Annotated in this window: 15 protein-coding genes; 3 read left to right on the top strand and 12 right to left on the bottom strand. The window is 59.0% G+C overall.

The features are described from left to right. Window positions 1–54 precede the first annotated feature (54 nt). The 8 genes from BK667_RS21280 to mdaB all read right to left on the bottom strand — a co-directional run bounded on the left by BK667_RS21280 (window position 55) and on the right by mdaB (window position 9,022). Entirely contained in the window at window positions 55–1,509 is a 1,455-nt protein-coding gene (locus BK667_RS21280; RefSeq protein WP_123598786.1) for an N-acyl-D-amino-acid deacylase family protein, read from the bottom strand. A 15-nt stretch (window positions 1,510–1,524) separates the two neighbouring features. Next, window positions 1,525–2,163, bottom strand: coding sequence for a YdcF family protein (locus BK667_RS21285; protein ID WP_123598787.1), 639 nt, complete (start codon window positions 2,161–2,163; stop codon window positions 1,525–1,527). Continuing rightward, the gene (locus BK667_RS21290) at window positions 2,160–2,834 is read right to left on the bottom strand and encodes an HAD family hydrolase (protein ID WP_259698141.1); all 675 of its coding nucleotides are present in this window, start codon (window positions 2,832–2,834) and stop codon (window positions 2,160–2,162) included. Before BK667_RS21290 ends, BK667_RS21285 begins: the two co-directional genes overlap by 4 nt. A 1-nt stretch (window position 2,835) precedes the next feature. Beyond that, window positions 2,836–4,011: an MFS transporter gene (locus BK667_RS21295; protein WP_123598789.1), complete on the bottom strand. Its 1,176-nt coding sequence runs from the start codon at window positions 4,009–4,011 to the stop codon at window positions 2,836–2,838. Between the two features lie 63 nt (window positions 4,012–4,074). Next, entirely contained in the window at window positions 4,075–5,796 is a 1,722-nt protein-coding gene (locus tag BK667_RS21300; protein WP_123598790.1) for a carbamoyltransferase family protein, read from the bottom strand. 543 nt (window positions 5,797–6,339) lie between these two features. Beyond that, window positions 6,340–7,233, bottom strand: a complete 894-nt coding sequence (locus BK667_RS21305) for an NAD-dependent epimerase/dehydratase family protein (RefSeq protein ID WP_123516551.1) — start codon at window positions 7,231–7,233, stop codon at window positions 6,340–6,342. Window positions 7,234–7,336: 103 nt separating this feature from the next. After that, on the bottom strand, window positions 7,337–8,248 hold the full coding sequence (locus BK667_RS21310; RefSeq protein ID WP_123516553.1) for a LysR family transcriptional regulator: 912 nt from the start codon (window positions 8,246–8,248) through the stop codon (window positions 7,337–7,339). 183 nt (window positions 8,249–8,431) lie between these two features. After that, window positions 8,432–9,022, bottom strand: coding sequence for an NADPH:quinone oxidoreductase MdaB (mdaB, locus tag BK667_RS21315; protein WP_123516555.1), 591 nt, complete (start codon window positions 9,020–9,022; stop codon window positions 8,432–8,434). Window positions 9,023–9,184: 162 nt separating this feature from the next. On the opposite strand from mdaB, the gene BK667_RS21320 reads away from it, so the two are divergent. After that, window positions 9,185–9,499: a putative quinol monooxygenase gene (locus BK667_RS21320; protein WP_123598791.1), complete on the top strand. Its 315-nt coding sequence runs from the start codon at window positions 9,185–9,187 to the stop codon at window positions 9,497–9,499. On the opposite strand, the gene BK667_RS21325 is transcribed toward BK667_RS21320, so the two are convergent. Beyond that, window positions 9,489–10,253 carry a sulfite exporter TauE/SafE family protein gene (locus BK667_RS21325; RefSeq protein WP_123598792.1) on the bottom strand — a complete coding sequence of 255 codons (765 nt, stop codon included), beginning with the start codon at window positions 10,251–10,253 and terminating at the stop codon, window positions 9,489–9,491. The genes BK667_RS21320 and BK667_RS21325 overlap by 11 nt on opposite strands. A gap of 201 nt (window positions 10,254–10,454) precedes the next feature. On the opposite strand from BK667_RS21325, the gene BK667_RS21330 reads away from it, so the two are divergent. Next, window positions 10,455–11,339: a LysR family transcriptional regulator gene (locus BK667_RS21330; RefSeq protein WP_123516560.1), complete on the top strand. Its 885-nt coding sequence runs from the start codon at window positions 10,455–10,457 to the stop codon at window positions 11,337–11,339. On the opposite strand, the gene BK667_RS21335 is transcribed toward BK667_RS21330, so the two are convergent. Genes BK667_RS21335 through BK667_RS33105 form a run of 3 tightly spaced genes read right to left on the bottom strand, consistent with a single transcriptional unit; the run spans window position 11,280 to window position 14,201 of the window. Continuing rightward, complete coding sequence (locus BK667_RS21335; protein ID WP_123598793.1) at window positions 11,280–12,719, bottom strand: amino acid permease; 1,440 nt, start codon at window positions 12,717–12,719, stop codon at window positions 11,280–11,282. The two genes, BK667_RS21330 and BK667_RS21335, sit on opposite strands and share 60 nt — an antisense overlap. Window positions 12,720–12,774: 55 nt before the next feature. Then, the gene (gene kynU, locus BK667_RS21340; RefSeq protein ID WP_123516564.1) at window positions 12,775–14,025 is read right to left on the bottom strand and encodes a kynureninase; all 1,251 of its coding nucleotides are present in this window, start codon (window positions 14,023–14,025) and stop codon (window positions 12,775–12,777) included. Beyond that, entirely contained in the window at window positions 14,022–14,201 is a 180-nt protein-coding gene (locus BK667_RS33105) for a hypothetical protein (RefSeq protein ID WP_148060152.1), read from the bottom strand. Before BK667_RS33105 ends, kynU begins: the two co-directional genes overlap by 4 nt. On the opposite strand from BK667_RS33105, the gene BK667_RS21345 reads away from it, so the two are divergent. Beyond that, window positions 14,200–14,673 (top strand): Lrp/AsnC family transcriptional regulator, encoded by a 474-nt coding sequence (locus BK667_RS21345; RefSeq protein WP_123516566.1) that lies wholly within the window; start codon window positions 14,200–14,202, stop codon window positions 14,671–14,673. The genes BK667_RS33105 and BK667_RS21345 overlap by 2 nt on opposite strands.

A 14,673-nucleotide genomic window follows, 5' to 3' on the forward strand; every position in this document is an offset into this window, starting at 1 on the left:
CATGGATCAAAAGATCGCCCTGTAGGAGTTGCCGAAGGCTGCGATCTTTTGATCTTAAAACCCCAAGCGCAAATCCCCTTCCCGCGCCAGAAACCGCCCTTCCCTTTTGCCGTTCGCCTGGCCTTCGCTGTAACTCAACACACCATTAACCCACACCCCATCAATCCCTTCCGCCGCCCGCTGCGGGTCATGGAAATCCGCCACGTCACGAACGGTCAGCGGATCAAACAACACCAGATCCGCCCAATACCCTTCACGAATCTCGCCCCGCTCCTTCAAGCCGAAGCGCGCCGCCGACAACCCGGTCATCTTGTGTACAGCGGTGTGCAGCGGAAAAAGCCCCACATCACGGCTGAAATGGCCGAGCACCCGGGGGAATGCGCCCCACAGGCGAGGGTGCGGAAACGGGTCTTCCGGCAAACCGTCGGAGCCGACCATCGACAATGGGTGCGCGAGAATCCGCCGCACATCTGCCTCGTCCATGCCGTAATACACCGCGCCCGCCGGTTGCAGGCGCCGCGCGGCGTCGAGTAGAGGCACGTCCCACTCGGCGGCGATATCGATCAGATCGCGGCCGCCCGATTCAGGATGCGGCGTGGACCAGGTGATCGTGATGCGATGGGCATCGGTGACTTGCTTGAGGTCCAGGGTCGAAGAACTGGCCGCGTAGGGATAACAATCGCAGCCCACCGGGTGGGTTTTCGCCGCTTGTTCAAGGGACGCCAGCAGTTGCGGACTGCGCCCCCAATTGGCCACGCCGGCACACTTGAGGTGGGAAACGATCACCGGGGATTTGGCATGACGGCCGATCTGGAATGCTTCGTCCATGGCCTCCAGCACCGGTTCGAACTCACTGCGCAAATGGGTGGTGTAGACCGCCCCGAACGCCGTCAGCTCCTCGGTCAATTGCATGACTTCATCGGTAGACGCCGAGAACGCGCTCGCATACGCCAGGCCTGTGGATAACCCCAGCGCGCCCGCCTCAAGACTTTCGCGCAGTTGCTCGCGCATCGCGGCGATTTCATCGGCGGTGGCGGTGCGAAACAGGTCGTCGAGGTGGTTGCTGCGCAGGGCGGTGTGACCAACCAGCGCCGCCACGTTCAGCGTGGTATGCGCCGCTTCGACCGCCGCACGGTAATCGCTGAACGTCGGATAAACAAACGCTGCACGCGGGCCGAGCAGGTTCATCGGGTCCGGCGGGTCGCCGCGCAAACTGACCGGCGAGGCGCTGATCCCGCAGTTACCGACGATCACCGTGGTCACGCCCTGGCTGAGCTTGGGCAGCATCTGCGGCTGGCGAATCACCACCGTGTCGTCGTGGGTGTGCACGTCGACAAAACCCGGCGCCAGCACTCGGCCAGCGGCGTCGATTTCTTCCGTGGCGCGGGCGTCGTGCAAGTCGCCGATGCGCGCGATGCGGCCCTCCAGTATCGCCACGTCAGCGGGATAACCGGGGCGGTTGCTGCCGTCGATGATGAGGGCATTGCGGATCAGCGTGTCGTACAACATGTCAGTCTCCCTGCGTCAGCTCCTGCCCTTGATCAAATGGTGGTCGAAGCCTTGTTCCACCAGATAACGCCAGGCCACTTGGACATCTTCGGGAATCACCTGTTGGGCCTGGAAGCCCAACGAAGGGTAAACCATGATGCGGTGCACATCCCCGACCATTTCGTCGATCAGCCCCAAAACCCCGATCAGGTTGCTGACCTCGCCTGGAAAACCGAACGACGGCGCATCCACATGAGCCTCAAGTTCCGGCCACTGAATGGGCAGGGTCAGGGCCACGCGTCGAATCGAATTCGGTTTGGTCAGGAACGTCGCGCGGCGCACGTGCGGGAACAACGCCTTGGCAAACGCGATGTTCTCGGCGAAGTTGGTGGCGCGAGACTCCAGGGTGAATTGATCCGCCGTCACCCCCAGCGCCAGGGCCCGTTGCGCAAAAATATCGGCTTCGGTTCTTTCCCACAAATGCTTCGTCCAGTTTCCGGTATTGCCGGTAAACAACAGATGCGGGGCGACGCCCTTTTTCAGCAGCTCGCAGGCGTAATCGCAAACCCGCAGATCGTAAGACCCACAGACCACGATCAGCTCGCAAGCGCTGTGTTTTCGCCCCGCGCCGAGGAAGTCCCACAAAACCGTGGCGTATTGCAGTGTCGGCGTCATGAGCGTGCGAACCTCTGAGCAACCCGCCCGCTGATGAACAGACCGCCGTCCGCATAGGCGTGTGCCCCCAACTCGGTCAACGAGACCGGAAGCACCGTGAAATCCTCATGCATCTGCTCTGCGCCGTGAGCGGTCAACGTTTGATCGTCGCCGATGCCGATGCACAGCGCACCGCTGCTGACGGCCGCCCGTACGCCGCTGACCGAGTCCTCGAACACCAGGCATTCATCGCTCTGACGTTCCAATTGTGCCGCCGCCAGGCGATAGGCGTCGGGCGCCGGTTTGCCACGGCGTACGTCATCCCGACAAATAATGCTGTCGAAAGCCGTAGTCAGGTCGTGTTGCTGCAAGACGTTATCGACACGCGCTCGCCAACTGCTGGTGACCAAGGCCAGGGGCACCGCGCACGCCTTCAACTGGGCGATAAACGTAGCGACACCCGGCACCAGCGCACAGGTCGAGACCTGCTCGATGGCATCGACTTCCTTTTTGATCATCAGGCGTTTCTGTTCGTCAAACTGACCAAACAGGGCCTGCAAGGTATGGCCGCCGGGGCGACCGTGAATATGGTCGTCGATAAACGCCTGGTTGACGGCCACACCGTGGTGCCGCGCGACAGTGGTCCAGGCGAATTCGATGACCTCGCGAGACTGGATAAGGACGCCATCCATATCAAAGCAGACGGCTGTAAACGTTCGTTGTGTCATGAGTTGAGCTTCGCATCCTCTGATGAGCAATAAACGCCAGCACTGTGCCGATCAAGGCAAACAGCGCCATCACGTAGTAGGACCACTGCGGCCGCGTTTCGTACAGATACCCGGCAAAAGGCGTGGCCAGGCCCATGGGCAGCGCAACGGCGAGTGAGTAGTAAACGCCCTGGGTAAAGACCTGGATATCCTGCGGCGCATGGTCGCGAATAAACCGCATGATCGCCGAGTGATACGCGGCAAAACTCAGGGCATGCAGGCACTGCCCCAGCAAAATCACCGACACCGCATCACTGTTGGAAAACAACGCCCAGCGCAGCGCCGCACAGACACTGGAAAACATCACGATGGACAGGGGCGAACACCACGACAGGACTTTATTGGAGAGCGCGAAATAAGTGATTTCGGCCATTACCGCCACGGACCAGAACGCCCCAATGGAGGCTGAAGAGTAGCCTTTCACACCCCAGCCAATGGAAGCGGTGGAAAAGTACAAGGTGTGGCTCAGTTGAATAAAACTGGCCGCAGCAATCGCGATCAACAGACTTTTGTGCGCGAACAGTGCTTTCCAGTCCGGTCGTTTAATCGTGCGGCTGATCGGCGCCAGATGCGCTTTGGACACTTGGCGTTTCAATCGCAGACACGCCAGTGCAGTGAACAACATGCTCGCCGCAATCACGATCGGCACCCAGGATTGGCTGTAGTGCGCGAACAACAAACCGCCGAGGGTCGAGGTCAGGATAAACGCCGAAGAGCCCACCGCCCGGACCCAGCCATAGTTCTGCAGCGCTTGTTTGTCACGCTTGAGCAAATAGGACTCGGACAACGGCAGCACCACCATCCACAGCCCGCCAAACAGAATGCTCAGGCACACAAAAATCCATAAGTGCGCCGGCATAAAATAAAACAACAACGTACAGAACGCCGCCGAAAAGCCGAGGAAAGCAGCGAGGCGCAGTTGGTCCACGCGCCAGTCCGCCACATAAGTGATAAACACCCCGGTAAACACTTGAGGCCAGTAAGCGGCCGCAATCAACAGGCCTATCTGGCTGGCACTGAAACCTAAGGAATCCAGCCAGGTCGGCCAGAACGGATAGATGATTCCTTCTGCTGCAAAGAACCCGAAAAAAATTAAATACATTGACTAACCATACGCTCGAAACTCCCATCAGGGCTCCACTGGAGCCCTGAAAACATCCATCCATTACTCGAAGCGTTGTTGGGTGAAACTGTTTTTGCCTTTGCGCCAGACGATCAGCGACTCGCTCATCACCACCAGATCGACCATACCTTCTTTCAACGCATCCAGTGCATCCTGGGAAGAACACACGATCGGCTCTTCATGCCGGTTGAACGAGGTGTTGATCAACGCTGCCTGACCGGTCTTGTCGTACCAGGCATTCAACAAACGGTGCATGAACGGGTCGCCCTCGGGGCGGATGACCTGTGGTCGCGCCGTACCATCGATGTGCACCACCGCCGGGCTGGCCTCGCTGAACTGCGGATGACAATCGTAGGTCATGGTCATGGTGTCCGCCGCCACCTGATCCGCTTCCCAACCCACGTAACACGCCGGTGCCTGCTCTATGGCGGTGACCGGGCCGAAGGGCATGAACTCGGTGCGGTGCATGCGCTTGTTGAGCCAATCGTTCACCTCGGCGTCCTGGGCGTGATAGACGATGCTGCGGTTGCACAGCGAACGCGGGCCGAATTCCATCTTGCCCTTGAACATGCCCAACACCTGATTCTGCGTCAGTGCATCGGTGAGGACCTCGATGATGTTCGATGGCGTGTGATAACCGAGTTCAGGGTAGTCGCGAATGATCAGGTTGATGTTCTGCGACACACTGCGCGCCTGCGGCCCGAGGGTCATTGCCGGGTTTTTGAAACGGGTGCCGTTTTTCAGGTAGGCCGCCCCAACTGCGGCGGCCAGCGCCAGACCGCCATCGCCCATGCAGGGCAGCACATAGACGTTTTTCACCCCTGGAATCTCGCGCAGACGCTGATTGAGTTTCACGTTGCCGAACACACCACCGGCCAGGCACAGGTTGGTGCTGCCCCGTTGCGCCAAGTGATGCGTAACCGTCGCTACCAGCAGGTCTTCGGTATGGCGTTGTACGGCGGCGGCGATGTCTTCCGGGGTTTCCCGGGCAAACAGGGTTTCCAGCGGTTCGCTGTAGTGGTTGTAGGACGGCAGGAACATGTCGCCGCAGCAGGCCTTGATGCGCCCGTTTTCAAAACGGATCATCTGCTGCATGACCCCCAGCAACTTTTGCGGATCGCCAAACGCGGCCAGGCCTGTGACCTTGCCTTCATGCCGGTTGGGTTTGTAGCCCAGCAAGTGGGTAATCCGGCCGTAGAAATAACCCAGGCTGTCGATGCTGGTTTCGCGCTGCAGCACGGTGGTTTCGGTCGGGCTGTACCAGGTCACGGTCAGGGACTGAAAATCGCCGCGCCCGTCACACGTGAGCGTCAACGCTTCGTCAAACGGTGAACAGACATACGCACCGAGGGCATGACATTCATGGTGATCAATGTAATAAGCCTTGCCGGCCAAACCATTGGCCGATATGTATTCGTCAAACTCGGCGCGTTTCTCTTTATCGTTTCTTACTTCATCGGTTACACGTTGACGAAACTGTGCAAGCCCTTGGGGGTTATTCCTGACCTCTTCAACGATGCGATCAAAATACAACTCAAGGTGTTTATCGGCACTGAAACCGGCGTTCCATCCATAGGCCAAATAATCGACATCTTCCAGCGATATACCCGCTTGGCTCAACACAAACTCAATGGACTTTTCGGGCCAGATCTTATGATCTTTTATGCGAGTAAAACGCTCTTCACTGACCGCCGAAAGAATCTGACCATCACGTACCAGGCAGGCACCCGACAAATCATTGTTAGTAATGCCTAAAATGATCATAACTACTCCTTGTTCTTGCCAATGTTAGTGATAACTGTGCCCACACTCGATGAGCGCGACGCTCTAGCCTGGGTGTATGGACGGATTCGCGGCATCAAGGGCCGAACGTCACAAAGATTGAGGAGGCGAAGTCATTTGATTCGCCCGGGATATGCCTTTACGAGAAAGCATCAAGAGTGTGTATCGCCATCGCAAAGTCCTTTTGCAAAAAAAGTCCACAAGCATTTTCCTGCTTCCCCGGCCTCATGCCGGGTCAACAAGTGGGTGACGGACACTTCAAAGGTCTGCCATCAGGGCTGCCCATGTTTGTCCGGGTCAAAGACTAGTAGGAAATTTCCGAACAACCTCATACAGCTTCAACTAAAAATTAAATATCGCCCCATGCAAAAATTAAATAACCCGTTAACGCCCCCTGTTTATAGGGACTTGGGCGCCAAAATAATAATCACTTTGTCAGCCACAAAAAAAAGCCCGCCGACGAGCATATTGCTCATCGGCGGGCCATGTTTCTGAAACTTATAAAAGAATCAGCGGGCGTTCACCTCACACCATTTCGTGCAGGATCCACTCGGTCACTGAAGTACGCTTTGGCGCCCAACCCAGCAGTTCACGGGCGTGTTTGCCGCGAACCCGGCTGTTGGAGCCCAAACCATAGTTGGCCATTTCATAACCCCACTCGGCTTCCGCGTCTTTGAGCGGCCAGTCTTGCGGCTCGCCGAGGTTCAGGGCTTTCGCCATGGCGGTGGTCATGTCGATAAACGACGATTCACCACTTTCGACGAAGTAGAACGTACCCGGTACATTTTTGGTCAGCGCCAGCAGGTACAGAGCCACCACGTCTTCGATGTGCACGTTGGACCAGATGTTCTGGCCCGTGCCGACGTGACGCACCACACCGCTTTTGCGTGCCTGTTTCAACAGGCGCGGCAACTGCACGCTGTCGCGTTTGACGCCGAGGCTGTTGCCGTAGATCAAGGTGTTACAGATGACAGCCGAATTCACCCCGTCCTTCGCCGCAGCGAGGATCAGGTTGTCGATGGCCACGCGGGCAGCCTTGTCGACGGTGGGCTCCGGCAGGTTGTCCTCAAGGTAGATGACGTCGCTGGATTTGCCGCCCGAGGCATCGCCAACAATGCTCGAACCGCTGGTGTGCAGGAACACTTTATTGGAGCCGCGAAGCGCATTGAGCAAGGCTTCCACTGCGGCGCGATGGTCGCTGCTGGCGGCGTTGATCACAGCGTCGGCGGCGCGGGCCTGGTCGGCCAGCAGAGCGCTGTCATCCAGGGTGCCGATCACTGGCGTGATGCCCAGCGCGGTCAGTTCATTGGCCTGTTCGGCGCTGCGCACCAGACCGGTGACTTTATGCCCGGCCTGGACCAGGCCCGTGGCGATGGAGCCGCCGATAAAACCGGCGGCGCCGGTAACGAATACGTTCATGGAGAAACTACCTGCGTGAATAAGTGATGCAACGAGTATCAACGACCGATCCCTGTCGAAAAATCCCCGGTAGCCCAATTCACTCTTGCGCAGGGATCACGAATCAGCCTTTGAAATCCGAATTCGCGTACACCGCCAATTTGCCCTGGATGAAGTCCAGAAAGCACTGAATGCGCAGGGCCAGTTGCGAGTTGCGGTAGTACACCGCGTTGATCGGTTGGCGGTAGCCGCTGTTGAACTCCGACAGCACCTCCTTCAGGCGCCCGGCACGGATATCAGCATGGGTCATGAAGTCCGACAGGCACGCGATGCCCTGGCCTTCCAATGCCAGCTGCCGCACGGTCTCGCCGCTGGAGGCGTTGATCGCCGCGTTGATCGGCCAGCGATCACCGTGCACATGGCGCAGCGGCCACTGGTTGAGGCCTTCGTTCTGGGTAAAGCCCAGCAGCGCATGGTCTTTGAGGTCGGCAACGGCGGCGGGTATGCCGTGTTGCTCCAGATACGCCGGGCTGGCGACGATGTGCAACGGGCTGCACCCCAGGGAGCGCGCGTGCAAGGTCGAGTCCGCCAGGGCGCCGATGCGAATGGCGATGTCGGTGCTTTGTTCCAGCAGGTCAATGATCAGGTCGTTGCTGTTGAGCTCGAGCTGGATGTCCGGGTAGAGACGACGGAACTCATCGATGTACGGCACGATGGCGTGCAGCATGAACGGCGATGCCGCGTTGATCCGCAGGCGTCCGGACGGGGTTTGCTGACGGGAGTTGAGGCGCTCTTCGAGCTCGTCCATCTGATCGAGAATCAGCTTGGCGTGTTCGAAGAAATACTTGCCTTCCTCGGTCAGGTCCATGCGCCGGGTGGTGCGATTGATCAGCGTGGTGTCGAGCTTGGCTTCCAGCCGCGACAACGTGCGGCTGACCGCCGACGGCGTCTGCCCGACCTGCTCGGCCGCAGCTGAAATCGACCCGCATTCAATCACGCAGACGAAAATCTGCAATTCATCGGATCTGGCTTTCACGGGGGTCCCTTATCGATTGTCCTGCGCGATTCTACTGTGGCGAAGCAAAACCCTTGTGGGAGCGAGCTTGCTCGCGATAGCAGTCTGGCAGGCAACACATGCGTTGAATGTAAGACCGCTATCGCGAGCAAGCTCGCTCCCACAGGTTCATCACAGCTTCAGGCTATCGATAGTAGCTGAGCGTCAGGCCTTGAGGCCAAACACCTCAGTCAAATGCTGCTCATAGCGCTTCACATCCCCTTCAATGTCCGGGCGTTTCATCACGTCCACGCACAAAAAGGTCGGCAAACCGGTCATGCCAAGGAAGGTGTTGGCCTTGTGGAACGGGAAGTACACCGCGTCCACGCCTTTGGCTTCGAAGAAGTCGGTCGGGTCGTCGAAGGCTTGCTGCGGTGCGTTCCAGGTCAGGGACAACATGTATTGCTTGCCCTGCAACAAACCACCGCTGCCGTACTTTTGCGACGCGTCGGAACGGGTGCGGCCGTCACTGGCGTAGAGGCTGCCGTGGCCTTCGGTGAAGACTTCGTCGATGTACTTCTTCACGGTCCACGGCGCGCCCATCCACCAGCCCGGCATCTGATAAATGATCACGTCGGCCCAGACAAACTTGGCGACTTCTTCCGCGAGGTCGTAGCCCTCGTCGATGAACGTGGTCTTCACGTCCAGGCCGCCGCGATCCAGCACGCTCAGCGCGGTGTCGTGCAGGGTGGCGTTGTAGCGGCCATCGGAGTGGGCGAACTTTTTGCCGCCATTAAGCAAGAGGACTTTTTTCATGAGAGGTCTCAGAAGGTTGGAATTCGATGGCGGCAGAGTAACGATCCGCCTCGCGCGGAATAAGCGCTGAATTTCACAATAATCATTTGACCAAAACGCACGAATCGATAGGCGATTGTTGCCATAAACTTTCGCCGATTCTTAACTCGAAGGAGATTTTCGATGAGTGACGTACAAGGCTTCATCCTGCACGCCAAGACCCGCCCGGAAAAAGCCGAGGCCTTTGAAGCGCTGTTTCGCGCCTATGTCGAGCCGAGCCGCGCCGAGCCCGGCTGCATCGAGTACCACATGCTGCGCGACCAGCAGGACCCGACGCTGTTTATCTTCTACGAGATCTGGCAGTCCCAGGCCCACCTGGATGTGCACTCGAACCTGCCGCACATGAAGCAGTTCCACGATCAGCGCATGGACTACCTGGAGCGGGATTTCGACATCCGCGCCATCGACATGCTCAGCCCGTCGTCGGCTAGCCGCTGATCAGCAAGTGGCCGCCGAGCAATCCCAGGCCAATGAAGAACACCCGCTTGAACAGCACGGCGCTGATCCGCTGACGCAACCATTGCCCCAGCAACATACCGAGCACCGCCGGGATCAGCGCCAACAGCGAAGCGCTCAGCTCGCCACCGCCGAGCGCACCGCGCCAGAACAGGCCGGCGGCGAGCGCCAGGGTCGAAACGGTGAACGACAGCCCCAGCGCCTGCACCAGTTCATCTTTGTTCAAGCCCAGCGCTTGCAAGTACGGCACCGCCGGGATCACGAACACGCCGGTGGCTGAGGTGATGACACCGGTCAGCACGCCGCAGATCGGTCCGAGCCAACGCTCGGTGCGACTGCCCACGCGTAAGGTCGACAGAAATAGACCGCTCAAGGCGTACAGCAACAACGCCGCGCCCAATCCCCGCACCACCCAATGTCCACCGGCCATGCCAATCCACAACGTGCCGGCGCCGGTGCCGATGAAAATCGCTAGCAGCATTGGCCACAGGCGTTTGATCAACCCTTGCAGATGCCCGCCGAAGGCCAGTTGCCAGACGTTTGTCAGGGTCGCGGGGATGATCAACAACGCGGCAGCCTGCGACGGCGCCATAGCCAGGCCTAGCAGGCCCATGGCGATGGTCGGCAAGCCGAGGCCAATCACGCCTTTGATCATGCCGGCCAGCAGAAAAGTGGCGATAACCAGTACCGACAGGGCCAGGCCGAGGTTTTGGTAGAACGTGGCGAGTGTATTCATGGGGCTATCCTGCGCCCGGCCGGTTGGGTTGAAAATCTGCCATATACTGAGGGTGCCTCTTGATATGACAGAGGCTCGATCATTCCCACGCTCTGCGTGGGAATGCAGCCCGTGACGCTCCGCGTCACATGCCGAAGCGGACGCAGAGCGTCCAGTGAGGCATTCCCACGCAGAGCGTGGGAACGATCTTGTGGAAACCTTATGCACTTCGACCTGACCGACCTGCGCCTCTATCTGAATATCCTCGATACCGGCAACATCACCGCCGGCGCCGGCCGCAGTCATTTGTCCCTGGCCGCCGCGAGCGCACGCATCCGCGCCATGGAAGCCTCGCTGGGCATCGAATTCCTCGAACGCGGCCGTCGCGGTGTCACGCCGACACCCGCCGGCAAAGCCCTGGCACAACACGCCAGGGTGCTGCTGCAACAGTCCGAGCGCATGCAACAGGACCTCGCCGACTACGCCAAAGGCGTCAAAGGCCAGGTCCGGTTGTTGTGCAACACCACGGCGATCACCGAATACCTGCCGGAGTTGCTCGCCGACTTCCTGCGCGATCACCCCAACCTCGACATCGACCTGCAAGAACTGCCCAGCACCCGCATCACTCACGCCTTGCGCCAAGGGGCGGCGGATCTGGGTATTGTTTCCGACGCCGTGGACACCGACGACCTACAGACCCAAGCCTTTCGTGACGATCCGCTGGTACTGATCCTGCCCCATGACCATCCCTTGGCCGACGCAAGCGAAGTCAGTTTCAGCGACACCTTGCACCACGACTATGTAGGACTCGGCGCCAACAGCGCGTTGGCGGTGTACCTGGAGGAACAAGCCCTGCACGCCGGTCTGCGCATGCAAATCCGCATCCGCGCCGATGGCTTCGACGGCGTGATGCGCATGGTCGCTCGCGGCGCGGGGCTAGGCATTGTGCCGCTGGCAGCGATCCAGCGCCGGGCCGGTGATCCATCGTTCAAAAGCGTTGCCCTGAAAGACGACTGGGCCCAGCGAAAACTGCTGCTGTGCGCCCGCTCATTCACCCACCTGCCCGGTTATGCCAGGGCGTTGCTCGAGGCGTTGCTCGCGGTCTGAGGCAGGTTTGGCCTTTCTGAAAAACAGGCCATAGACCCCCGACAGAATCAGCAGGAACGGCACACCGAACACCAGCGTCATCTTGAACGCCTCGGTGAAGTAGGTGGTGATCATCACCGCCCCCATCAGCACCAGCCCCAACAAGGTGCTGTAGGGAAACAGGCGCATGCGGAAGGACAGTTTTCGCTCACCGTTGCGCTCGTGATAACGACGGAAACAGTAGTGGGTCAGGAAGATCATGAACCAGGTGAAAATCGCGCCGAACATCGAAATCGCCATCATCAAGGTGAAGGAGCTTTCCGGGTACAGGATGTTGAGCAACGTAGCCAGGGCGATGCCCGAACTCGACAGCAGCAAGGCATTCAGCGGAATCCCGCTGTTGCTCAACACGCCCATCGACTTGGGTGCATAACCGCCACGAGACAGGCTGAACATCATGCGCGTGGTGATGTAGAGCTGACTGTTCATCGCCGACAAGGCCGCGATCAGAATCACGAAATTCATCACCCCGGTGGCGCCTGGAATACCGATGGTTTGCATCACCGTCACGAACGGGCTCTGCGCGTGGCCGGCCTGAACCCACGGCACGATGGCCAGCATCAGCGCCAGGGTCAGCAGGTAAAACACCACCAGCCGCACGATGGTCGCGCGAAAGGCCTTCTTCACCGCCTGCTCCGGGTCCTGCGCTTCACCCGCGGCCACCGCGATCATTTCCACACTCAGATAGCTGAAGATCGACACGATCACCGCAACCCACATGCCTTGCAGGCCATTGGGGAAAAAGCCGCCATGGGCGGTGTAGTTGTGCACACCGTATTCCGGGTTGCCAGAGCCAAATACCACATACACCGCGAGGATGATAAAACCGACAATCGCACCGATCTTGATGGTCGAGAACCAATACTCGAAGGTGCCGAACGTCTTCACGCTGATCGCGTTGAGAACGATCAGGATGCTGGAGAACGAGACGATCCAGATCCATTCCGGCACGTTGGCAAACCAGTACTTCATGTACATCGCCACCGCCGTCACTTCCGTGCCGACCGCCAGCACAATCGCGGCCCAATAGGCATAGCGCACCAGAAACCCGGCCAACGGGCTGACATAGAATTCGGCGTAGGCGCCGAACGAACCCGAGGTCGAATGGGCCACGGTCATTTCCGCCAGACAGCCCATCAACAACAAGGTGATGACGGCGCCGATGGCGTAGCTGAGCAGCACGCTCGGCCCGGCATAACCGATGGCGTAGGCACTGCCCATGAACAGCCCGGTGCCAATCGCGCCACCGATGGCGATCATGCTCATCTGGCCCGACGTCAGTTGGCGCCGCAGGCCCTGCTCACGTTTGGAGATGCTTTCAAAACCGCTTTTGTCGGTCATTTTTCCAGTCTCTGGATATTGTTTTTATTGAGTATCAAGAAGCAGGCCGGGCGTATCAGGTGACGCTATGGCGGACCTGGAATTGCGCTTGCGCCCAGGTTTTCTGATCAAGGATTTCGCCGAGAATCTGCACCGCGTCCCAGACCTCGGTGAAGGAGGTGTACAGCGGGGTGAAACCGAAGCGCATGATCCGCGGCTCGCGGTAGTCACCGATCACACCACGGGCGATCAACGCCTGGACCACCGCATAACCTTCGGGATGTTCGAAGCTGACATGACTGCCACGCCTGGCATGTTCGCGCGGGGTGATCAGGGTCAGTTCGTGGGTGGCGCAGCGTTGCTCGACCTGCTGAATGAACAAGTCCGTCAGTGCCAGGGATTTGTGGCGCAGGCTGGCCATGTCGGTCTGGGCGAAAATATCCAGGCCGCATTCGATCATCGCCAACGAGGTGATCGGTTGCGTGCCGCACAAGTACCGCGCAATACCGCTGCTCGGCTCGTAGTCAGGTTCCATGGCGAACTGTCGCGAATGCCCGAACCAGCCAGACAACGGCTGCGCCACGAGATCGCACAACTCGGGCGAAACCCAGACAAACGCCTGGGAACCCGGACCACCATTGAGGTACTTGTAGGTGCAGCCGATCGCGTAGTCGGCGCGTGCCTTGTGCAGATCGACCGGCACCGCGCCAGCGGAATGCGCCAGGTCCCAGATCGCCAGCGCGCCACATTCGTGGGTCAGCGCCGTCAGGGCCTGCATGTCGTGCATGTAGCCGGTTTTGTAATTGACGTGGGTGAGCAGGACCACGGCGGTGTCCTGGTCAATCGCTTGCGCCAGCTCCTCGGGGCTATCGACCAGGCGCAAGGTGTAACCCTGTTGCAGCATGTCCGCCAGGCCTTCGGCGATGTACAAGTCAGTGGGGAAGTTGCTGGATTCGGTGACGATCACGCGCCGCGTCGGCGACCGGGTGGACTGCACGCGCAGGGCGGCGCTGAGCACTTTGAACAGGTTGATCGAGGTCGTGTCGGTCACCACCACTTCACCGTCACGGGCACCAATCAGCCCTGCCAGGCGATTGCCCAGGTGTTCGCAAAGGTCGCGCCAGCCAGCGCTGTTCCAACTGCGAATCAGGCCATTGCCCCATTCCTCGGCGATCACCTGTTGAGCGCGCGCCAACGCGGCAACCGGCCGCGCGCCCAGGGAGTTGCCGTCGAGATAGATCACCCCTTCGGGCAGTGCAAATTGCTGGCGCAGTGGGGCGAGAGTGTCCTGGGCATCCAAGGCCAGGCAAGCGTTTCTTGTGATCATTGAGTGTCCTGTTTTTTCAAAGAGGTGCCGTCGGGAAAGGTTGTCAGCGCACCTTCGAGATGCAGAAATAATGAACGAAGCACTGGAGAATTTTCGTGCAAAGTGGGCGGCCATAGCGTAGTTAACTCGCAGAAAATTCGAATTCCATCCAATAAAACGCGGATTTCTTCAATCATGAATCTCGACCCGACAGACCTGCGGATCCTGCATTACCTGCAACAGGACGGCCGTATCAGTAACCAGGAATTGGCAGAGAAAGTCGCCCTCTCGCCGTCGGCCTGTCTGCGTCGTTTACGCTTGCTGGAAAGTGAGGGAATCATCACCGGTTATCGCGCGGTGCTGAGTGCCGAACGGCTGGGAATTGAATTGGAAGCCATCGTCCACGTGTCGTTGCGCCAGGACGTCGAGGACTGGCACGAGACGTTTATCAAGAAGGTCCAGCTGTGGCCCGAAGTGGTAACCGCCTATGTGATTACCGGGGCCAGCAACTATGTGCTGCGGGTCCAGGCGCGCAACCTCAAGCACTTCTCCGATTTCATCGTCAACCAGCTCAACCGCACCTCAGGCGTCACCGATATCCGCTCGGAAATCGTCCTGCAGAAAATCAAGGAACGCGAAGAGCTGCTGGATTTGGTGGTGCGCAAGTAA

Source organism: Pseudomonas frederiksbergensis (genome assembly GCF_003732705.1).
In the GTDB taxonomy this organism is placed as follows: Bacteria; Pseudomonadota; Gammaproteobacteria; order Pseudomonadales; family Pseudomonadaceae; genus Aquipseudomonas; species Aquipseudomonas frederiksbergensis_F.